Source organism: Bradyrhizobium huanghuaihaiense, from assembly GCF_007830635.1.
GTDB classification, from domain to species: domain Bacteria; phylum Pseudomonadota; class Alphaproteobacteria; order Rhizobiales; family Xanthobacteraceae; genus Bradyrhizobium; species Bradyrhizobium huanghuaihaiense.
On record NZ_VLLA01000004.1, the window covers coordinates 222,934 to 243,345 of the forward strand.

Sequence of the window (20,412 nt, forward strand, 5' to 3'; positions counted from 1 at the left end):
TTGACCTTCCCGCCCCCAAACCAAGTCAGGCTACAATCCTAAACGGTTGACTGTGGCAAAAAAACGCCCGTTGCCTGAGGGCAGGTCGGAGAATGGTTAACGTTAAGCGCCCCCATCCTGGGGATGAGGGCGCTGATTTCATTGCAGAATTTCAGGAAATGAGGCGCCGGCGGGCCTCAGCGGGTGAACACCCGCTGCGGCCGGCGGCCGACCGGAGCCGGCGGCGGGGTCGGCGCTCCGAACAGCCGCTCGAAGAAGTTCGGGCCGGACGAGCCGAAGCCGCCGCCATTGTTGGCCACCGCAACGCCCGAGGGCAGGGTGGTCGCCGGGCGCGAATAGCTCGGCTGCGAGTGCGCGACGACGTTCTCGAGATCCTTGCCGCGGCCGTTCTTCAGGATGTTGAGCATGGTCGCGTCGCGGCCATAGACGTCCTTGCGCAATTGCAGCTTGCCGGCGTCGTCCACGAACGCGGTCTGGTAGGTGATGTTGACCGGGATCGGGGTGGGGAATTTCAGGTCGATCTCGCTCTTGCCGTACATGCTGCGCACGCGCTCGGGCGTGTACTTCTCGTTCGGCATCGCGATGTTGAGCAGCACGGAGGCGTACTGATCCGGGTTCTGCACGCGCATGCAGCCATGGCTGAAGGCGCGGTCGTCCCGGGCGAACAGGTTCTTGTCCGGCGTGTCGTGCTGATAGACCAGGAACTTGTTCGGGAAGTTGAAGCGGATGCGGCCGAGCGCGTTGGCTTCACCGGGCGGCTGCGAGATGTGCACCGAGCCGTCGCGGTTCTGCTCGAGCTTGAGGCCCATGCGCTGGAGGACGGTCGGATCCTGCTGAAGCGCCGGCAGGTATTCGTTGTAGACGATCGACGGAGGCACGTTCCAGGTCGGGTTGACCGTGATGTACTTCATCGTCTCGGTCAGCAGCGGGGTGGCGTGCTGGCCGGGCTTGCCGGTGACGACGCGGGTGGTCCAGACCTGCTGGCCGCGCTGCATCACCTTCAGCGTGTAGTCGGGAATGTTGAGGATGACATAGGCATCGCCCAGCGCGGGCACGCCGAGGTCGCGCGGCAGCCAACGCCAGCGCTCCATGTTCACCAGCACGGTGTCGATCTGCTTGTCGCGCTTGGGGGTGTTGAGCGCCTTGACCGTCTTGTCGTCGAGGATGCCGGTCGGCTTCATCTCGGCGCCGTTCTGGAATTTGCGCACGGCTTCGGCAACCGCAGCGTCATAGCGGGTGTCGCTGGCGTTCTCGGTGATCCCGAGCTTGGCGCGCAGCTGCGGCACGCGCGGATCGTCCACGACGATTTCCGCCTGCTTCTTGCCGGCCGGGGTGTACTTCAGCGCCGGACCGTCGGCGATCTCGATCGCCGGGCCGCTGCCCTGGCCGCGAAGCTCCGCGAGCTTGGCCTTCAGCTCCTTGTAGAGCTTGTGGGGCGGGTTGTAGCTGTCGAGCGCCGCGGACGCGTCAGTCGCGGTCGTGACCTTGGCGAGCACCTCGCTCGGGTCGACCGGATGCTCGGGATAGAGGATGTCGCCGCTGACCTGGGACCAGTGCATGCGGCCGCTCTGCGCCTGGCGCGCATAGTCGAACATGCTGGCGGTGAGCTTGAGCTCGGCGTCGGCGAGCGCGTCGGGCGTCGTGGCGGCGGCGAAATCCGGCACCGGATAGTCGGCGGGATTGAGACCGTCGGAGGCCGCATCCTTGAGCCGTGCGATCACGCCCTTGGCCGCAGCAGTCAGGCTGCCGCCTTGTGTCCACACCGGCGCGAAGTCGCGGGCGCCATAAAACTTCTCGATCGCCGCGCGCTCGTTCTTGCGGTCGAAATGGCGCGAGGTCTTGGCGCCGATGATGTCCTTGAGCTTGTCGGCGACCGGCTGGTCGGCGGCGGGAACGTTGCTGGCAGCCTTGACCGGCTCGGCGGCCGGAGCCGCCGCAGTGGCAGGCGCCGCGGGCGCGGCCGGCGGGGCGGTCGCGGTGTCAGCCTTGGCGGGTTCAGTCTTTGCCGGCTCAGTCTTCGCCGTCTCGCTCTTCGGTGCCTCCGGCGCGGGCGTGGTGGCGACATCGGACGGCTTGGTCTCGACCTTGTCGGGCGCGGGCGCGGCGTCCGCCTTGACGGGCTCCTTGACAGTTTCCTTCGCCGGATCCTGCACGGTGGCGGTGGTGTCGAGTTTGATGTCGGAAGCGGTCGGGGGCGGAACGTTGGCGGGCTCGGGGCGCGGGATCGCGGCTTCGATCGCGAGCTCGGCCGCGCTGCTGCGCGCCTGATCCTGCGCCAGCGCCGAGCCGGCCGACACCGTGAGGAAGGTTGCCGCGACCGTCATCAAGACACGGTCAAAGCCTGCACGGTGGTTCAAACAGTCACGCATTGTGTCACACCCCTCGGGTGAACTGTCCCTCGTGGAACAGCTTCGTTATCGCCTAATTGAGTTTCGGCTAATCGCGCCGGCCTCTCGAAAGTCGCACGCCTGCACGCAACGATTCCCTACGCCAGACGATATACAGGCCCCGATTTTGCAGCCAGCGCTACCCGGGACAACTCACGACAAACTGACTTCAAGGGAGCCTCTTGGCAACGGATTGTGCGCTTGCCGCGCGCGCTTTTCCCTCTGTCTGTCACTTCCAAGTCACGGTTCAAGCCACAGTCGAATTTTGCCGTAATTCAACGGCTTGCGGTCGCTTCCCAGCCTCGCGCGAACGTGCGTTCGCATGAGGCTCAGTGCGTCTCCTCACCGCTTTTCCCGCCATGGCCGGGAACCCCGGCTTCGTCGAGTTTCCGGTAAAGGGTGGACCGGCCGATTTTGAGGCGGCGGGCGACTTCCGACATCTGTCCGCGATAGTGCGAGATCGCAAAGCGGATGATCTCGCTCTCCATGTCCTCCAGCGGGCGGACGTCGCCGGTCGGCGTGAGCATCGACAGGTTTCCCGCCAGGGGAAGCGGCGCGATTGGTATTTCACTACCCGACACCACCGAGGGCGCGGCGATCGGCTCTAGTATCAGCGGAGCGGTCGGGATGTCCGTTGCGCCATGCGGCTGGGTGGTGAGCAGGGGGAAGTCGGCGAGGCCGAGCTGGTCGCCGTCGCTCATCACCACGGCGCGGTAGACCGCGTTCTCGAGCTGGCGGATGTTGCCGGGCCAGTCGAGCTGGGCGAGATGTGCCACGGCCTCGCCGCTGATGCCGGTGATGGGACGGTTCTCCTCGGCGGCAAAGCGCGCCAGGAAATGCCGCAGCAGATGCGGGACGTCCTCGCGCCGGGCGCGCAGCGAGGGGACCGTCAGCGGCAGCACGTGCAGGCGATAGAACAGGTCTTCGCGGAAGTGGCCCTGCTTCACCCGCTCCAGCAGCTTGCGGTTGGTCGCCGAGACGATGCGGACGTCGACCTTGACCGGCTTGCGGCCGCCGACCGCCTCGACCGCGCCTTCCTGGAGTGCGCGCAACAGCTTGACCTGAGCGGTCAGCGGCAGCTCGCTGACCTCGTCCAGGAACAGCGTGCCGCCATGGGCCTCGACGAACTTGCCGGTGTGGCGTTCGGTGGCGCCGGTGAAGGCACCCTTCTCGTGGCCGAACAGGATGGACTCGACGAGGTTGTCGGGGATTGCGCCGCAATTGACCGCGACGAAGGGCTTTGCCTTGCGCTCGCCGCTGCCATGGATGGCGCGCGCGAACATCTCCTTGCCGACGCCGGACTCGCCTTCGATCAGCACGGGGATCGAGGAATTCGCCGCCTTCTGCGCCGCGCGCATGACGGGTGCCATCGCCTCGGCGCGGGTGATGATGTCGGAGAAGGTCAGCCGTCCTTCGCGGCTGTGACGGATGCGCTGCAATTCGCCTTTGAGCGCGGAGGTGTTGAGCGCGTTGCGCAAGCTGACCTGGAGCCGCTCCAAGCCGACCGGCTTGACCACGAAATCGGCGGCGCCTGCGCGCATCGCCGAGATCACATTGTCGATGCCGCCATGGGCGGTCTGTACGATGACGGGTACGGAGAGGCCCGCTTCGCGGATCTTCGCCAGCACGCCCAAGCCGTCGAGGCCGGGCATCACGAGATCGAGGATGACGCCGTCGATGGCGGGCGCGTCGGGGGCGGTGAGGGCGGCAATCGCGGCGTCGCCGGACTCCACGACGACCGTTTCATAGCCGCATTTCTGCACCATGTTCTCGACCAGCCGGCGGGCTACAGCGTCATCGTCGGCGATCAAAATACAGGCAGCCATGGTGTTCCCCGCACGCTACTACTATCTGTCTCGAATCGGGGCACTCTGGCCGAAGCCGATTAACGCACTCTTAAACCTTGAAGTCCCCGCCCGCCGTCGCGCTTGTTGAACACAGGTTTCCCACACAATGAATTCGCGCTCCAAGCCCGCTCTCAAAAAGCCCGCTCCCAAGAAGTCTGCCTCCAGCAAGCCCGCTCTCCGCAAGCCAAGCACCAAGAAATCTGCCGCCAAGGTCAAGTCCTCCAAAGCTGCGAGCAAGACCGGCAAGCTTCCGGAGTGGAACCTCGCCGATCTTTATTCCGGGATCGATGCACCGGAAGTGGCGCGCGATCTCGAGAAGATGGATGCCGATTGCGTCGCGTTCGAGACCGACTACAAGGGCAAGCTCGCGACAGGGACAGCAAACGAAGATGGCGGAAAATGGCTCGCGGGAGCCGTGCGGCGCTATGAGGCGATCGACGATCTCGCCGGCCGTCTCGGCTCCTATGCTGGTCTGGTCCATGCCGGCGACAGCGTTGATCCCAAGATTTCAAAGTTTTACGGCGATGTGTCCGAACGCCTGACGGCGGCGTCGACGCATCTTCTGTTCTTCGCGCTCGAGCTCAACCGCATCGATGACGATATTTTGACCCGCGCGATGCAGGCTCCGGAGCTCGCGTATTACCGTCCGTGGATCGAGGATCTGCGCAAGGAGAAGCCGTATCAGCTCGACGACAAGCTCGAACAGCTCTTCCTGGAGAAGGCGCAGACCGGCTATTCCGCCTTCAACCGCCTGTTCGACCAGACCATCTCCAGCCTGCGTTTCAAGGTCGGTGCGAAAGAACTGGCAATCGAGCCGACGCTCAATTTCCTGCAGGACCGCGACGGCGCCAAGCGCAAGGCAGCGGCCGAAGCGCTGGCAAAAACCTTCAAGGCCAACGAGCGCACCTTCGCGCTGATCACCAACACGCTCGCCAAGGACAAGGACATCTCCGACCGCTGGCGCGGTTTCAAGGACGTCGCGGATTCCCGCCATCTGAACAACCGCGTCGAGCGCGAAGTGGTGGATGCGCTGGTCGCCTCGGTCCGCGCCGCCTATCCAAAGCTGTCGCATCGCTATTACGCGCTGAAGGCGAAATGGTTCGGCAAGAAGCGGCTGGCCTATTGGGATCGCAACGCGCCGCTGCCCTTTGCCGCGACCGACGTCATCGGCTGGCCCGATGCGCGCAACATGGTGTTGACGGCCTATCGGGGCTTCTCGCCTAAAATGGCCGACATCGCCGAGCGCTTCTTCACCGATCGCTGGATCGATGCGCCGGTGCGTCCGGGCAAGGTGCCGGGCGCGTTCTCGCATCCGACCACGCCATCGGCGCACCCCTACGTGCTGATGAACTACCAGGGCAAGCCGCGCGACGTGATGACGCTCGCCCATGAGCTCGGCCACGGCGTGCACCAGGTTCTGGCGGCGAAGAACGGCGCGCTGATGGCACCGACGCCGCTGACGCTGGCGGAGACCGCGAGCGTGTTCGGCGAGATGCTCACCTTCAAGCGGCTGCTGGCCCAGACCAAAAGCGCAAAACAGCGTCAGGCGATGCTCGCCGGCAAGGTCGAGGACATGATCAACACCGTGGTGCGGCAGATCGCGTTCTATTCCTTCGAGCGCGCGGTCCACACCGAGCGCAAGAACGGCGAGCTCACCGCGACGCGGCTCGGCGAGATCTGGCTGTCGGTGCAGGGCGAATCTCTCGGGCCCGCAATCGAGATCAAGGCCGGCTACGAGAACTACTGGATGTACATCCCGCACTTCATCCATTCGCCGTTCTACGTCTACGCCTATGCCTTCGGCGATTGCCTCGTGAACTCGCTCTACGCCGTCTACGAGAACGCGGCCGAAGGCTTTGCCGAGCGCTATCTCGACATGCTCGCCGCCGGCGGCACCAAGCACTATTCCGAATTGCTGCGGCCGTTCGGGCTCGATGCCAAGGATCCCAAGTTTTGGGACGGTGGTCTCTCGGTTATCGCCGGCATGATCGACGAGCTGGAGGCGATGGGCTGAGGCGCCCGGGCGCCTTCTCGCGGCCGTAAAACATCTGTTGAACCAAGTCTCCGGCGATGTTATACATATGTATAACGCACTGGAGCCAAGACCATGAAAATTGAGATCAAGAAGATCGGCAATTCCGATGGTTTGCTGCTGCCTCGTGAATTGATGCAGCGGCTCGATCTCAAGCGCGGGCAGCAATTGCACATCGTGGAATTACCCGGCGGTGGTTTCCAGCTGCTGCCTTACGACCCCGACTTCGAGCGGACGATGGAAATCGCCGACGAGGTGATGGACAAGTATCGCGACACGCTCGCCGCGCTTGCAAAATAGCCGGCTGCGCGCATGAGCGATCTTCAGGAGCCGCTCTGGATCACCTACGAGCAGGCCGTCGCAATTCATGGCCGGCAACTTCGCCGTTTTGGCGGGGCGCCGGGACTGCGCGACGAGGGCATGCTGCGCTCGGCGCTGGAGCGGCCGGTCAACAAATGGCGCTATGAGCAGGCGCCGATGGACGAGCTCGCTGCGGCATACGCATTCGGCCTCGCGAAAAATCACGCATTCGTCGACGGAAACAAGCGCATTGCCTTCATGGCGATGATGATCTTTCTGCACAAGAACGGCGTGGCGTTCAGTCCCGATCCGGCGGAAGCGACAACCATCATCCTCTCTCTCGCCGCCGGCGAAGTCAGCGAGCAGAGCCTCACGCGCTGGATCCGCGACAATTGGGATTCCAAATGAGCCGATTTGCGGGAAAACTGCGCAGCTGTGCCGTTGCCCTGCCCAAAGGTTTAAGGTATCCCAGCCCGAGAATTCGACTTTCGACTGGGGACAATCCATGGCTGACCATAGCGAAGTGGCGTACACCACTGCCGACGGCAACGACTACGTTGCCCACGAGCAGACCTATGAGGGCTTCATCAAGCTGGTGAAGTACGGCACGGCCTCGGTCGCGCTCATCGTGATCCTGATGGCGATTTTCCTCACCTGATCCATCGCCTGGTGCACCGCCAGCGTCGTCGGTGCTCATAAAATTTGCATTCAAGCCGGTGCCAAAACCGGTATCCAACGTTGCGGGAGTGACGCTAAGTTCGCGTGCGCGCTTTGTCCCGCGTCGCCGGAGGGCCTATGAAGATCGCCGTTGCCAAGGAAATCGATCCGTCGGAGCCGCGTGTCGCCGCTTCGCCTGATACGGTGAAGAAGTTCAAGGCGCTGGGCGCCGAGATCGCCGTTGAGCCAGGTGCCGGCATCAAGTCGGGCCTGCCGGATTCCGAATTCACCGCCGTGGGTGCCACCGTCAGCGCCGACGCGCTCAAGGACGCCGACATCATCATCAAGGTGAAGCGCCCCGAGGCCTCCGAGCTTGCGCAGTACAAGCGCGGCGCACTCGTCATCGCCATCATGGACCCCTACGGCAACGAGGCTGCGTTGAAGACGATGGCCGATGCCGGCGTCTCCGCCTTCGCGATGGAACTGATGCCGCGCATCACCCGTGCGCAGGTGATGGACGTGCTGTCCTCGCAGGCTAACCTCGCCGGCTACCGCGCTGTGATCGAGGGCGCCGAGGCCTTCGGCCGCGCCTTTCCCATGATGATGACCGCGGCCGGCACCGTGCCCGCCGCCAAGGTATTCGTGATGGGCGTCGGCGTTGCCGGCCTCCAGGCGATCGCGACCGCGCGCCGCCTCGGCGCCGTGGTGACCGCGACCGACGTCCGGCCCGCAACAAAGGAACAGGTCGAGTCGCTCGGCGCAAAGTTCCTCGCGGTCGAGGACGAGGAGTTCAAGAACGCGCAGACCGCCGGTGGCTACGCCAAGGAAATGTCCAAGGAGTACCAGGCCAAGCAGGCTGCGCTGACCGCCGAGCACATCAAGAAGCAGGACATCGTGATCACCACGGCGCTGATCCCGGGCCGGCCGGCGCCGAAGCTCGTCAGCGCCGACATGGTCAAGTCGATGAAGCCGGGTTCGGTGCTGGTCGATCTCGCCGTCGAGCGCGGCGGCAATGTCGAAGGCGCCAAGGCCGGTGAGGTCGTCGACCTCGATGGCATCAAGATCGTCGGCTACACCAACGTCGCCGGCCGCGTCGCTGCCTCGGCCTCCAGCCTCTACGCACGCAATCTGTTCTCCTTCATCGAGACCATGGTCGACAAGACGGAGAAGAAGCTCGCCGTGAACTGGGACGACGAGCTGGTCAAGGCCACCGCGCTGACCAAAGACGGCGCCGTCGTCCACCCGAACTTCCAGCCGAAGGTTTAAGGAGAGCCGCCATGGAGCATGCTGCACAGGTCGTCGACCCCTTCATCTTCCGGCTGTCGATCTTCGTTCTCGCCGTCTTCGTCGGCTATTTCGTGGTGTGGTCGGTGACGCCCGCGCTACACACGCCGCTGATGAGCGTGACCAATGCGATTTCCTCGGTGATCGTGGTCGGCGCGCTGCTTGCGGGCGGTGTCGCCAATGTTTCGAGCGGCTCGGGTTGGGCGCGCGCCTTCGGCTTCGTTGCGCTGATCTTTGCCTGCATCAACATCTTCGGCGGCTTCCTTGTCACCCAGCGCATGCTGGCGATGTACAAGAAGAAGTCGAAGTAAGCGGCCACCTCGGGCTGATGGGATCAATGGGGACCTGAGATGAGCGCCAACCTCTCTGCATTTCTGTATCTCGTGGCGGGAGTGCTGTTCATCCTGTCGCTGCGCGGGTTGTCGAGCCCGGCTTCGTCGCGCCAGGGCAATCTGTTCGGCATGATCGGCATGGCGATCGCGGTCGCCACGACGCTAGCTAACCATCCGCCGGCAGACGGTCTCGCCTGGGTGCTGGTGATCGTCGGCATCACGATCGGCGCTGCGATCGGCGCGGTGATCGCGCGGCGCGTGCCGATGACCTCGATGCCGGAGCTCGTCGCGGCCTTCCACTCGCTGGTCGGCATGGCCGCGGTGCTGGTCGCCGCCGGCGCGTTCTACGCGCCCGAGGCTTTCGACATCGGTACGCCGGGCAATATTCATCCGCAGAGCCTGGTCGAGATGTCGCTCGGCGTCGCCATCGGCGCGCTGACCTTCACCGGCTCGGTCATCGCGTTCCTGAAGCTGTCCGCACGCATGAGCGGCGCACCGATCATCCTGCCGTTCCGCCACGGCATCAACATCGCGCTCGCATTGGCGCTGGTGTTCTTCATCGTCCGGCTCGTGCTCACCGGCGGCGCGTTCGACTTCTGGATGATCGTCATCCTGGCGCTGGCGCTCGGCGTGCTCATGATCATCCCGATCGGCGGCGCCGACATGCCGGTCGTGATCTCGATGCTGAACTCCTATTCGGGCTGGGCCGCGGCCGGCATCGGCTTCACGCTGGGCAACTCGGCGCTGATCATCACCGGCGCGCTGGTCGGCTCGTCGGGCGCGATCCTGTCCTACATCATGTGCCACGCGATGAACCGGTCCTTCATCTCGGTCATCCTTGGCGGCTTTGGCGGTGAGACCGCTGCGGCCGGCGGCGGCACGGGCGAGCAGAAGCCTGCCAAGCTCGGCTCGGCGGACGATGCCGCCTTCATCATGAAGAACGCCTCCAAGGTCATCATCGTGCCCGGCTACGGCATGGCGGTGGCGCAGGCCCAGCACGCGCTGCGCGAGATGGCCGACATCCTGAAGAAGGAAGGCGTCGAGGTGAAGTACGCCATCCACCCGGTCGCGGGCCGCATGCCCGGCCACATGAACGTGCTGCTCGCCGAAGCCAACGTGCCCTATGACGAGGTGTTCGAGCTCGAGGACATCAACTCGGAGTTCGCGCAGGCCGACATCGCCTTCGTGATCGGCGCCAACGACGTCACCAACCCGGCCGCCGAAGAGGACAAGACCTCGCCGATCTACGGCATGCCGGTGCTGCAGGTCTGGAAGGCCGGCACGGTGATGTTCATCAAGCGCTCGCTGGCGTCGGGCTATGCCGGCATCGACAATCCGCTGTTCTACCGCGACAACACCATGATGCTGCTCGGCGACGCCAAGAAGGTCACCGAGAACATCGTCAAGGCGATGTAATGCGGGAGGGACCGTGGCCATCAACAAGGAATGGCACCGGTCCCATCGCATGCCGCCCAAGGCAACGCGCGAGCAGCGCATCGCCTGGCACGCCGCCCACAAGGCGGCGTGCGGCTGCCGCGACGTTCCCGCCAGCATCCGCGCCGACGTCATGAAATTGCTGCGGAGCCATCGCAAGCCCTAGTCTGGATCGGGGGCCGGCTCGCGCACATGATGACCATCGTCAAATGGACCCTCATCCTGCTCGTGACCGTCTATCTTGCCGGTCTCGTCATGCTGTATGTCCGCCAGCGCGAGATGCTGTTTCCGATCCCGCCGGTCGGCCGCACCGCGCCCGAAGCCGCTGGTCTGCCAGAGGCGGAAGAGCATGTCCTGACCACGTCCGATGGCGAGAAGGTCATCGTCTGGCACGTGCCGGCGAGGCCCGGCCGTCCCGTGATCCTGTTCTTTCCGGGCAATGGTGATTACCTCGCCGGCCGCATCGATCGCTTCAAGGCGATGACGGCCGACGGCACCGGTCTCGTCGCGCTGTCCTATCGCGGCTATGCCGGCTCTAGCGGGGCGCCGAGCGAAGAGGGACTGCTGCGCGATGCCGCTTCCGCCTACGCCTTCACCACCGCGCGCTATGCCGCGGACCAAATCGTCGCATGGGGCTTCTCGCTGGGGACGGGCGTTGCGGTTGCCATCGCCTCCGAACATCCCGTCGGCAAATTGATCCTGGAGGCGCCGTACACTTCGACCGTCGACGTGGCCGCCGCGGCGTTCCGCTTCGTTCCGGTCCGCCTCCTGATGCGCGATCAGTTTCGCTCCGACGAGCGCATCGCGCGCGTCACGGTGCCGCTCTTGGTCATGCATGGCACCAATGACCTTGCCATTTCGATGGTGTTCGGGGAGCGTCTGTTCGCGCTCGCGCATGAACCGAAGCAGTTCGTTCGCTTTGCGGGCGGCGGACACGACAATCTCGATGCGTTCGGCGCCATCGAGACAGCGAGGCGCTTCATTGCTCCCTAGACGGTTTGCGACCTGGCGGGGCTGCGTGGTCATGGCCGCGCCTCTCGCGCTGTTGCCGCAGCCCGCGTGGGCGGCAATGGGGATCGACGGCGCGGCGATGCGCTGGCCCTATGCGCTGCCCTTTGCCGGCCTGTTGCTGTCGATCGCGCTCGGGCCGCTGCTGTTCGCAAAATTCTGGCACCATCACTACGGCAAGATCGCCGCGATCTGGTCGCTGCTCGCGCTCGGCTCGCTCGTGCTCTTTGCTGGAAGCATGGCGACGTTGGCCGCGCTGGTTCACGCCATGCTTGCCGAATATCTCGGTTTCATCGTGCTGCTGTTCTCGCTCTATGTCGTGGCCGGCGGCATCCTCATCACGGGCGACATCAAGGGCACGCCGGCGGCGAATACCGGCATCCTCGCGCTCGGTACGCTGATGGCGAGCGTCGTCGGCACCACCGGGGCGGCGATGATCCTGATCCGTCCCTTGATCCGCGCCAACCGGCCGCGGCGCCGCAATGCTCATGTCGTCATCTTCTTCATCATCCTGGTGGCCAACGTCGGCGGCGCGCTGACCCCGCTCGGCGATCCCCCGCTGTTCGTCGGCTTCCTGCACGGCGTCGACTTCTTCTGGACCACGCGGAACATCTGGTTGCAGACGATGATCGTTGCCGGACTGCTGCTCGTGATCTTTGTCGCCGTCGACGTCTGGCGTTTCAGGCGCGAGCCGCAACTCAGCGACGCGGGGCCTGGGAAGCCGGTGCGGATCCGCGGCCTCGTCAATCTGGTGCTGATCGCGGCGATCGTCGCCAGCCTGCTGGTGTCGGCGATGTGGAAGCCCGGCATCGCCTTCGATGTTCTCGGAACGAAGCTGGAGCTGGAAGACCTCGCCCGCAACGTGGCGCTGCTGGCGATTGCGGCGCTGTCGGTGTGGCTGACGCCGGACGAGCACAGGCAGGCCAACGGCTTTACCTGGGAGCCGATCCGCGAGGTCGCAAAGCTGTTCGCGGGCATCTTCGTCGCCATCATTCCGGTCATTGCCATGCTCGATGCCGGCCATCACGGCGCCTTCGCCTGGCTGCTGTCGGCGGTCACGGCGCCGGACGGCACGCCGCGCGAGGTCGCCTATTTCTGGTGCACCGGGCTGATGTCGGCATTCCTCGACAATGCGCCGACCTATCTCTTGTTCTTCGAGCTGGCCGGCGGCGACCCGCAAGTGCTGATGCATGCCCTGTCGGGCACGCTCGCCTCCATCTCCATGGGCGCGGTCTACATGGGCGCGCTCACCTATATCGGCAATGCGCCGAACTTCATGGTCAGCAGCATCGCCAACGAGAACGGCATCGAGATGCCGAGCTTCTTCGGCTATCTGCTGCGCGCTGGCGCGGTGCTGATCCCGCTGTTCCTGCTGCTGACGGTCCTGCCGGTCGCGCCGATCCTGCACTGGCATTGAATCTGACTGCCGATTTGCTACTGCTCGGTTGCACAACTGGAGCCAGTGGATGAGCGCGCATAATCCGATGCCCCGGTCGGCCTGGATTTTCCCGGCGCTGGCCGTGCTGTTGTTCGTAGCCGTCAGCGTGACGGATTACGTCTTCACGCTGTCGCTGGCCGGGCTCGGCTTCGCCGTCGTCCTCCTGGTCATCCTGTTCGGAACGGTGTTCGCCGCCGTCCATCATGCCGAAGTGATCGCCGAACGGGTCGGTGAACCCTACGGCACGCTGGTGCTGACGCTCTCGGTGACCATCATCGAGGTGGCGCTGATCACCACGATCATGCTGGGCGAAAAGCCGGCGCCGGAACTGGCGCGCGACACCGTGTTCGCCGTGGTCATGATCGTCTGCAACGGCCTCGTCGGGCTCTGCATCTTCATCGGCGGGCTGCGCTATCGTGAGCAGGGCTTTCAGCTCTCCGGCGCCAACGTCTATCTCAGCGTCCTGTTCGCGCTCGCGACCATCACGCTGATCATGCCGAACTATACGACCACCACGCCGGGGCCGGTCTATTCGAGCGTTCAGCTCGGCTTCGTCGATGTGGTCACGCTCGCGCTCTATGCGGTGTTCCTCTACACCCAGACCGTCCTGCACAAGGATTACTTCGTTCATGAACGGGCGGAGGGCGAGGGTGGTGCGGTGCACCTGTCGGTCGGAGCGCTCGCGCTCACCGTGGCGCTGCTCCTGGTCTCGCTGCTGGCGGTCGTGCTGCTGGCCAAGAAATTCTCGCTGGTGGTCGATGCCGTCGGCGCCAGGATCGGCGCGCCACCGGCCTTCGCCGGCCTTCTGGTCGCGCTGCTGATCCTCATGCCCGAGGGCGTCGCGGCCATCGCGGCGGCCCGCAAGAACGATCTCCAGAAGAGCATCAATCTCGCGCTCGGCTCGTCCCTGGCGACCATCGGCCTGACCATCCCCGCCGTCGGTGTCGCCACCTACGCGCTCGACAAGGAGCTCGAGCTCGGCCTCAGCGCCCAGGGCAGCGTGCTGTTGCTGCTGACCTTCTTCCTGAGCATGCTGACCTTCGGCACAGGCAGGACCAATGTCCTGTTCGGCCTGGTCCATATGGTGGTATTTGCCGTCTACGTGTTCATGGTTTTCGTGCCCTGAAGTGCTCCGTCCCAGGAAAGGTTCCCGATGCTTGCCGCCAAGTCCGACGTCCAGATCGACAACGAAGAGGTCCGGGTGACCGAGTGGCGGCTCGCCCCGGGCAGCGCGACCGGGCACCACACCCACGGGATGGACTATGTGATTGTTCCCGTCGTCGCCGGCGAAATGACCATCGTGGCGCCCAATGGCGAGCGCTCGAAGGCGCAGCTTGCCGCCGGAAAATCCTACTTCCGCAAGGCCGGCGTCCAGCACGACGTACTTAACGAAACCTCAACTGAGATCGTGTTCCTTGAGATCGAGCTGAAGGCGTAGGGTTACCCTTTGCCATCGATCCGTCGCAGTTGATCCCTTACAATTGCCCCAAAGTTCCCGCATCTGGTCGCGCGGGGAGTGGCCGAGAAATGCTGAAATACCTCGCTAAAATCTCGATGGATATTTTCCCCTCGGTGCTCGCGACGATCATCGGGGCCTACATCGTTAACCACTACATCAATGCCAAGCCGGCGGCGGATACCCCCACGGCCGTCGTTGCGCCTGCCGAGGCCGGCAAGGACGCCAAGCCGACGGATACCGCCAACCTTCCCGCGCCCGGCGTCAAGGCCAAGGGTGTCTCCGAGAAGAGCGTCTCCGAGAAGAGTGTGACGGACAAGGCTGCGGCCGCGAAGGCTGCCGACAAGCCCGAGACCAAGGCTGCGGACACAGCTCCCGCCGAGACCGCCTCGCATGGCCGCCCGGCGCGCGAGAAGGCGGCCGCGAAGTCGACCCCGACAGCCACCACCCCGGTGGTGGAGGCCAATTCCGCGCCGGCCGCTGCGTCCCCGGCTGCGGCCCCCGACGCCAACGATCTGGCGCGTGCCGCCATCGAGCGTCTTCGCAAGTCGCCTGAGGGCAAGGCTGCCGAAGCCAAGGCTGCCGAAGCCAAAGCTGCCGAGACCAAGCCGGTCGAGCGGACCCCTGAGCCCGCGGTGCGCGAAGCCACCCGCGTCCCCGAGGCCCCGCGTGTCGTCACGACGGAGCCGTCCGCGGTCCGTCCGCTGCCGCCGCCGATCACGGTGTCTACGCCCTCACCGGAGTCGTATGGCAATGCCGGTTCGCCGCCGTCCTACACGGCCTCGGTCGGCAACGACGACCCGAATCGGATCTCGCCGCCGGCTGACATTCCCGTTCCGGTGATCGCACCGCCGCTCGACCTGCGTGCCGATGCCGGCGCGACCATGCCTCGGCCGAAGAAGACCAACGTCGCGGACGAGATGCTGTCGGGCATGAAGTCGATGTTCCACTCCGTCCTGCCGAAGAGCTCCACTCCCGATTAAGCCGGCGGCTTCACCCCGCTGTCAGCCGCCGACGCGGGCGAGGCCGCTGCGGGCGGCATCGTCGCGTGGCCGCAGGGCAACGGCCTTGTTGTAGGACGCCGCCGCCTTGGCCCTGTCGCCGAGCCGCTCATAGGCCTGTCCGCGCGCGGTCCAGACCTGGGCATTGTGCGGATCGGCCTCGGAGGCTTCATCAAGGTCGGCCGTGGCCTCCTTGACCTTGCCGAGCGCGAGATAGCTGATGGCGCGGCCGAGCAGCGGCTCGGCCTTTTGCGGGTTGAGCCCACTTGCCGCGCTGAAATCGGCGATTGCGAAATCGTGCTGGTTGTTGCCCTGGTAGATCAGCGCGCGGCCATAGAGCGCCTGTGCGTTGTAGGGATCGAGCCCCACGGCGCGGTTGAACTCGTCGAGCGCGGCCGCGGTCTCGCCTGACTTGGCGAGGGACTGGGCCTTTGCCGTATGGGCCTGGGCTTCGGTGACGTTGCCGGCGCTGACCGCGCTCTCGGCGGTCGCCGCCGCCTTCGGCGCCTCCTGCGGCTTCTCCTTCTCCGGCATCAAGGATCCCAGGTCGAAGGAGCAGCCGCAGAGCGCAATTCCCATCAAAGTCAGCGCGAGCGGCTGGCGCAAGATCAGGCGTCGTCGCGCCAAGCGGCGCTCGGGGAGAGGGGAGGCCATCTACGGTTCGCTCGCGCTGGTGCCGCATCGGTAAGTGCCCCGTCCCAGAAAGGCACCGCTACAAAATAATAACGCGGGCTCTGGGCCCGCGTCATCGAAAACTGAAGTCTGGTAAATCCCGAAAGATCAGCGCGGTCCGCGCGGACCTGCACCCGGGCCGCCACGACCACCACGGTCGCCGCCGGGGCCGGCGCCGAACACCGGCTTCGGCTTCATCGGCAGCAGGCCTTCGCGCTGCAGCTTCTTGCGGGCCAGCTTGCGCGCGCGGCGCACAGCCTCGGCCTTTTCGCGGGCCTTCTTCTCGGAGGGCTTTTCGTAGTGACCGCGGAGCTTCATCTCGCGGAAAATCCCCTCGCGCTGCATCTTCTTCTTCAGCGCCTTGAGGGCTTGATCAACATTGTTATCGCGAACGAGAACCTGCACGCGGCATCCTCTTCAGTGGATCGGATTTGAATTCTGGTAAGTCAAAGGGGATGGCAAAAAGCCCGACGCCCTTAACCTTGAGCGCGCGGATGTATCAGACAAAACCTGAGATGTCCACCTGCCAAGAGGTCTTTCGGGCCAAGTTCAGCCATTAAATGAGGCGAAAATGGCCCTGCGCGGCCCTGATTTGGGCGGTTTGACGCCCTTGGCGGGGCCGCGACCGGAGCTTTGTTCCGGAATCTTTGAAATCAGGGGACGACAATGGATATGAAAAAATATGCTGCCGAAGCCATCGGCACCTTCTGGCTCACATTCGCAGGTTGTGGCAGCGCGGTGATCGCGGCCGGCTTCCCGCAGGTCGGAATCGGTCTGGTCGGTGTGTCCCTGGCGTTCGGCCTGAGCGTGGTCACCATGGCTTACGCCATCGGCCACATCTCGGGCTGCCATCTCAATCCGGCGGTCACGGTCGGTCTTGCAGCGGGCGGCCGGTTTCCAACCGGACAGATCCTGCCCTACATCGTCGCGCAGGTCGTCGGTGCGATCGTTGCAGCTGCGCTGCTCTATGTGATCGCCAGCGGCGCCCCGGGCTTCGACGTCACCAAGGGCTTCGCGTCCAATGGCTACGATGCCCATTCGCCCGGTCAGTACAGCATGATGGTCTGCTTCCTCACCGAGGTCGTGATGACGATGATGTTCCTGTTCATCATCATGGGCGCCACGCACGGAAGGGCACCTGCGGGCTTCGCGCCGCTCGCGATCGGGCTCGCGCTGGTGATGATCCATCTCGTCAGCATTCCCGTCACCAACACGTCGGTGAACCCGGCGCGCAGCACCGGCCCTGCGCTGTTCGTCGGCGGCTGGGCGCTGGCGCAGCTCTGGCTGTTCTGGGTTGCGCCGCTGATCGGCGGTGCGCTCGGCGGGGTGATCTATCGCTGGCTCAGCGAAGAGCCCACCGGCGTCGTCGCGGGCGTGAAGACGGCGTGATCGCCAAGCGGGATTGCAGCCTCTGCTGCAGTCCCGCTCACTTCTCCTTGGCGGGCCGGACTTCGGTGACGTGGCCCATCTTGCGGCCGGGGCGCGGCGTGCCCTTGCCGTAGATGTGCACCGTGGCGCCCGGGACGGTCAGCCATTTGTCGTAGTCGTTGATCTCGTCGCCGATCAGATTGGTCATGGTGACGATCTCGCCGTGGCGCACCGGCTTGCCGAGCGGCCAGCCGGCAATGGCGCGGATGTGCTGCTCGAACTGCGAGACCGAGGCGCCGTCCAGCGTCCAGTGCCCGGAATTGTGCACGCGCGGGGCGATCTCGTTGACCAGCACCTTCGGGCCGGTGCCGTTGGCAAGCACGAACATCTCCACCGCCAGCACGCCGACATAGTCGAGCGCAGTCGCGATCTTGCTCGCGACGTTGCGCGCCTCGTCCGCGAGCGCGTCCGGGATCGGTGCGGGCGCGCGCGATATTTTCAGGATGTGGTCGCGGTGCTCGTTCTCGGTCACGTCGAAACACTCGACCTCACCTGTGGCCGAGCGCGCGGCGATCACGGAGATCTCGCGCTCGTACGGGATGAAGGCTTCCAGGATCGCCGATTTGGTGGCGAGACTGGTCCACACCTTGGCGATGTCGTCGCCGTCGCGGATGATGGCCTGGCCCTTGCCGTCATAGCCGAAGCGGCGGGTCTTCAGCACCGCCGGGAGGCCGATCCTCAGGATCGCCTCGCGCAGCGAGGTGACGGAGGTGACGTCAGCATAGGCCGCAGTGCCGATGCCGAGTTTCGTCACAAAATCCTTCTCGGCGAGCCGGTCCTGGGTGGTCTCGAGGATCCGGCGATTGGGCAGCACCGGGCGGCGTGCGTCCAGCACCATCGCGGCGGCCGCCGGCACGTTCTCGAATTCGTAGGTGATGACGTCGACGTCGTGGGCGAACAGCTCCAGCGCTTCGACGTCGGCAAATTCGGCGCAAGTCGCGTTCAGCACGACGTCGAAGGCCGGCGAATCCGGATCGGGCGAGAACACCTGGCAGCGCAGGCCGAGCCGCGCCGCAGCCATCGCCAGCATCCGCCCCAATTGTCCGCCGCCGAGGATTCCGATGGTGTCGCCGGGCTTCAGCTTCACCTGCTTTGCGTCAGTCACGCCTTGTCCTCCGGACGCTCGGCAACCGCGTCGGTCTGCGCCTTGCGCCAGGCGGCGAGGCGGCCGGACAGGGCCGGGTCGGACAATGCCAGCACGGCGGCCGCAAGCAGCGCCGCGTTGATCGCGCCGGCCTTGCCGATGGCGAGGGTGCCGACCGGGACGCCCGCGGGCATCTGCACGATCGAATAAAGCGAATCGAGGCCCTTGAGTGTCTTCGATTCGACGGGAACGCCGAACACCGGCAGTTCCGTCAGCGCCGCCGCCATGCCCGGCAGATGCGCAGCGCCGCCGGCGCCGGCGATGATGACCTTGTAACCTGCCGCCTTGGCGCCCTTGGCGAAGGCAAACAGCCGGTCGGGAGTACGGTGGGCCGAAACGATGCGGGTCTCGGCGGCGACGCCGAGCGCGTCGAGCGTCTCGGCGGCATGCCGCATCGTGTCCCAATCCGACTGGCTTCCCATGATGATGGCGATCGGCGCGGTCATGACGTCAATTGTGCTCGGGAAAAGAGAAACATAGGCCAGATTAACGGTTCCGGCCGGCGGCTCGCAAGGCGGTGGCAAGGAGAAGGGAATGCACTATCCTGTCTTGGTGAATCCCCGCAAGCCTTCATTGAGCAGGATGCCCATGAAGAAACCAAAAAGGGCGAGCGCTGCGAAGGCCAAAAAGGGCCGGAAGACCAGCGCCGGCCGATCCAAAGCCGTCTCGAATCGCCCGGCCAGGCTGGCCTCGCGCAGAGCGCCGGCTGCCGATGACAGCAAAGCGACCATCCGAAACCTCAGGGGCAAGCTCAAGGCGGCCCTGCTGCGGGTCTCGGAACTCGAGGCGGCCGCCGACACCGACTTCCTGCTCGAGATTCCCAACCGGCGCGGCTTCGAGCGCGAGCTCACGCGCGCCATTGCCTACATGAAGCGGTATCGCGCCAGCGGCGCGCTGATCGTGCTCGATGTCGACCGGCTGAAGCCGATCAACGATTCCTACGGCCATGCCGCCGGCGACGTGGTGCTCGAGGCGATCGTCGCGACGCTGACGCGGCAGGTCCGCGCCTCCGACGTGGTCGGCCGGCTCGGTGGCGACGAGTTCGCGCTGCTGTTGTGGAATCTCAATGAGACCGATGCCAAGGCGAAGGCCGCGACCTTCGAGCAGGCGATCGACGATCTGTCCTTCGACTTCCGCGGGCAGCACGTGACCGCGGGCGCCTCCGCAGGAATAGCCTTGCTCGGTCCGCATTCCGATGCAGGCCGCGCCCTGGAGGAGGCCGATGCCGCCATGTACGTGCGCAAGGCGCGTCGCCGACACGAGCCGCGGATCAGGCTCATCAGCAGCTAGAGCATGATCCGGAAAAGTGTGAAGCGGTTTTCCGAAAAAATCATGCTCAAACAATTACTCTTACAGCGTGGCGAGATCTTCCGGCACGTTGCCGAATTTGCGCAGCAGCGTCGCGTCGCCGAATTCGCCGGTCATGGGATCGCCGCTGCGGCTGAAGGCGACCGCGCCGATATGGCCGGCACCGCGCGCCAGAATCTCGGCGCGCCGCAGTGCTGCCGACGAGGACTGACACTCCTCAGCCGCGCCTGCGACCGGTGATCCGTCGGCATCGATCAAAAAGGGCATTGCAACGTAATAGGTCACATCCGACATGGCGTTGCTCCAATGTTGAAAGTTAAGCGGCGCTGCTCTTGCTCCGCACCTTGCTGCGCGTGGTCTCGGGAATGCAGCCGGCGGAAATTGCCGCTTGCAATTCTTCGAGCTCCGCCTCCAGATATTCGTTGGCCATGATCAGCGCCTTGATGGTGCTGCGCAGATTGCCGTCGCACATCGCGATCGCCTGATCGCAGGCCTGTTCATAGTGGCTGTTGTCCAAAAGGGCGGGTGCCGGCATCTGCGCTGTCCTCGTGAGTTTTCCTCGGGGCGTTTCCCTCGGAGGTTTCCCTTGGGCGTTTCCTGGGGGCGTCGGTCTGAGAAATGTTCCTATTTTGTTCTTTTTGAGTCAAGCTGATTCAGGCGCGGTGAGGCGTCACGACAGCGCGA

The 20,412-nt window shown here is 64.8% G+C and carries 23 protein-coding genes; 15 read left to right on the plus strand and 8 right to left on the minus strand.

The features are described from left to right. Positions 1-176: 176 nt before the first annotated feature. Positions 177-2,369: a L,D-transpeptidase family protein gene (locus tag IQ16_RS11560; RefSeq protein ID WP_018641567.1), complete on the minus strand. Its 2,193-nt coding sequence runs from the start codon at positions 2,367-2,369 to the stop codon at positions 177-179. A gap of 347 nt (positions 2,370-2,716) precedes the next feature. Continuing rightward, positions 2,717-4,213 (minus strand): sigma-54-dependent transcriptional regulator, encoded by a 1,497-nt coding sequence (locus tag IQ16_RS11565; RefSeq protein ID WP_018641566.1) that lies wholly within the window; start codon positions 4,211-4,213, stop codon positions 2,717-2,719. A 127-nt stretch (positions 4,214-4,340) separates the two neighbouring features. Between IQ16_RS11565 and IQ16_RS11570 the strand changes: the two genes are divergently transcribed. From IQ16_RS11570 to IQ16_RS11625, 13 genes are all read left to right on the plus strand, one after another. Continuing rightward, positions 4,341-6,248, plus strand: a complete 1,908-nt coding sequence (locus tag IQ16_RS11570; RefSeq protein ID WP_018641565.1) for a M3 family oligoendopeptidase — start codon at positions 4,341-4,343, stop codon at positions 6,246-6,248. 93 nt (positions 6,249-6,341) lie between these two features. Further along, entirely contained in the window at positions 6,342-6,566 is a 225-nt protein-coding gene (locus IQ16_RS11575; protein ID WP_018641564.1) for an AbrB/MazE/SpoVT family DNA-binding domain-containing protein, read from the plus strand. A gap of 12 nt (positions 6,567-6,578) precedes the next feature. Continuing rightward, positions 6,579-6,974 carry a type II toxin-antitoxin system death-on-curing family toxin gene (locus tag IQ16_RS11580; RefSeq protein ID WP_018641563.1) on the plus strand — a complete coding sequence of 132 codons (396 nt, stop codon included), beginning with the start codon at positions 6,579-6,581 and terminating at the stop codon, positions 6,972-6,974. Between the two features lie 97 nt (positions 6,975-7,071). Next, on the plus strand, positions 7,072-7,224 hold the full coding sequence (locus IQ16_RS11585; protein ID WP_008136857.1) for an aa3-type cytochrome c oxidase subunit IV: 153 nt from the start codon (positions 7,072-7,074) through the stop codon (positions 7,222-7,224). Between the two features lie 137 nt (positions 7,225-7,361). Then, complete coding sequence (locus tag IQ16_RS11590) at positions 7,362-8,489, plus strand: Re/Si-specific NAD(P)(+) transhydrogenase subunit alpha (RefSeq protein ID WP_026311774.1); 1,128 nt, start codon at positions 7,362-7,364, stop codon at positions 8,487-8,489. A gap of 11 nt (positions 8,490-8,500) precedes the next feature. Next, positions 8,501-8,818 (plus strand): proton-translocating transhydrogenase family protein, encoded by a 318-nt coding sequence (locus tag IQ16_RS11595; protein ID WP_014492434.1) that lies wholly within the window; start codon positions 8,501-8,503, stop codon positions 8,816-8,818. Positions 8,819-8,857: 39 nt separating this feature from the next. After that, positions 8,858-10,255, plus strand: a complete 1,398-nt coding sequence (locus tag IQ16_RS11600) for an NAD(P)(+) transhydrogenase (Re/Si-specific) subunit beta (RefSeq protein ID WP_018641561.1) — start codon at positions 8,858-8,860, stop codon at positions 10,253-10,255. Positions 10,256-10,268: 13 nt separating this feature from the next. Next, positions 10,269-10,439 carry a hypothetical protein gene (locus tag IQ16_RS45580; RefSeq protein WP_018641560.1) on the plus strand — a complete coding sequence of 57 codons (171 nt, stop codon included), beginning with the start codon at positions 10,269-10,271 and terminating at the stop codon, positions 10,437-10,439. A 29-nt stretch (positions 10,440-10,468) separates the two neighbouring features. Further along, complete coding sequence (locus tag IQ16_RS11605; RefSeq protein ID WP_026311773.1) at positions 10,469-11,266, plus strand: alpha/beta hydrolase; 798 nt, start codon at positions 10,469-10,471, stop codon at positions 11,264-11,266. Positions 11,267-11,297: 31 nt separating this feature from the next. After that, the gene (locus IQ16_RS11610; RefSeq protein WP_080648020.1) at positions 11,298-12,698 is read left to right on the plus strand and encodes a sodium:proton antiporter; all 1,401 of its coding nucleotides are present in this window, start codon (positions 11,298-11,300) and stop codon (positions 12,696-12,698) included. 49 nt (positions 12,699-12,747) lie between these two features. Next, the gene (locus IQ16_RS11615; protein WP_018641557.1) at positions 12,748-13,845 is read left to right on the plus strand and encodes a calcium:cation antiporter; all 1,098 of its coding nucleotides are present in this window, start codon (positions 12,748-12,750) and stop codon (positions 13,843-13,845) included. A 27-nt stretch (positions 13,846-13,872) separates the two neighbouring features. Beyond that, positions 13,873-14,157 (plus strand): cupin domain-containing protein, encoded by a 285-nt coding sequence (locus IQ16_RS11620; protein ID WP_018641556.1) that lies wholly within the window; start codon positions 13,873-13,875, stop codon positions 14,155-14,157. Positions 14,158-14,246: 89 nt separating this feature from the next. Next, a complete protein-coding gene (locus IQ16_RS11625; protein WP_018641555.1) occupies positions 14,247-15,158 on the plus strand; it encodes a hypothetical protein in 912 nt (303 codons plus the stop codon). A 21-nt stretch (positions 15,159-15,179) separates the two neighbouring features. Here IQ16_RS11625 and IQ16_RS11630 read toward each other — a convergent pair whose 3' ends face one another. Together IQ16_RS11630 and rpsU are read right to left on the minus strand one after the other, a co-directional pair. Then, positions 15,180-15,830: a tetratricopeptide repeat protein gene (locus IQ16_RS11630; protein ID WP_018641554.1), complete on the minus strand. Its 651-nt coding sequence runs from the start codon at positions 15,828-15,830 to the stop codon at positions 15,180-15,182. A 126-nt stretch (positions 15,831-15,956) separates the two neighbouring features. Then, positions 15,957-16,253 (minus strand): 30S ribosomal protein S21, encoded by a 297-nt coding sequence (gene rpsU / locus IQ16_RS11635; protein ID WP_008546194.1) that lies wholly within the window; start codon positions 16,251-16,253, stop codon positions 15,957-15,959. A 261-nt stretch (positions 16,254-16,514) separates the two neighbouring features. Here rpsU and aqpZ point away from each other — a divergent pair, with 261 nt between their 5' ends. Beyond that, positions 16,515-17,237: an aquaporin Z gene (aqpZ, locus tag IQ16_RS11640; RefSeq protein ID WP_018641553.1), complete on the plus strand. Its 723-nt coding sequence runs from the start codon at positions 16,515-16,517 to the stop codon at positions 17,235-17,237. A 37-nt stretch (positions 17,238-17,274) separates the two neighbouring features. Here the strand turns inward: aqpZ and IQ16_RS11645 are convergent, their stop codons facing one another. Together IQ16_RS11645 and purE are read right to left on the minus strand one after the other, a co-directional pair. After that, positions 17,275-18,381, minus strand: coding sequence for a 5-(carboxyamino)imidazole ribonucleotide synthase (locus IQ16_RS11645; protein ID WP_018641552.1), 1,107 nt, complete (start codon positions 18,379-18,381; stop codon positions 17,275-17,277). Next, positions 18,378-18,866 carry a 5-(carboxyamino)imidazole ribonucleotide mutase gene (purE, locus tag IQ16_RS11650; protein ID WP_018641551.1) on the minus strand — a complete coding sequence of 163 codons (489 nt, stop codon included), beginning with the start codon at positions 18,864-18,866 and terminating at the stop codon, positions 18,378-18,380. The genes IQ16_RS11645 and purE overlap by 4 nt, the downstream gene beginning before the upstream one ends. Positions 18,867-19,008: 142 nt before the next feature. On the opposite strand from purE, the gene IQ16_RS11655 reads away from it, so the two are divergent. Then, positions 19,009-19,710: a GGDEF domain-containing protein gene (locus IQ16_RS11655; protein WP_167526320.1), complete on the plus strand. Its 702-nt coding sequence runs from the start codon at positions 19,009-19,011 to the stop codon at positions 19,708-19,710. A gap of 60 nt (positions 19,711-19,770) precedes the next feature. On the opposite strand, the gene IQ16_RS11660 is transcribed toward IQ16_RS11655, so the two are convergent. Together IQ16_RS11660 and IQ16_RS11665 are read right to left on the minus strand one after the other, a co-directional pair. After that, on the minus strand, positions 19,771-20,022 hold the full coding sequence (locus tag IQ16_RS11660; RefSeq protein ID WP_018641549.1) for a hypothetical protein: 252 nt from the start codon (positions 20,020-20,022) through the stop codon (positions 19,771-19,773). 22 nt (positions 20,023-20,044) lie between these two features. Further along, entirely contained in the window at positions 20,045-20,263 is a 219-nt protein-coding gene (locus tag IQ16_RS11665) for a hypothetical protein (RefSeq protein ID WP_018641548.1), read from the minus strand. Positions 20,264-20,412: the final 149 nt, after the last annotated feature.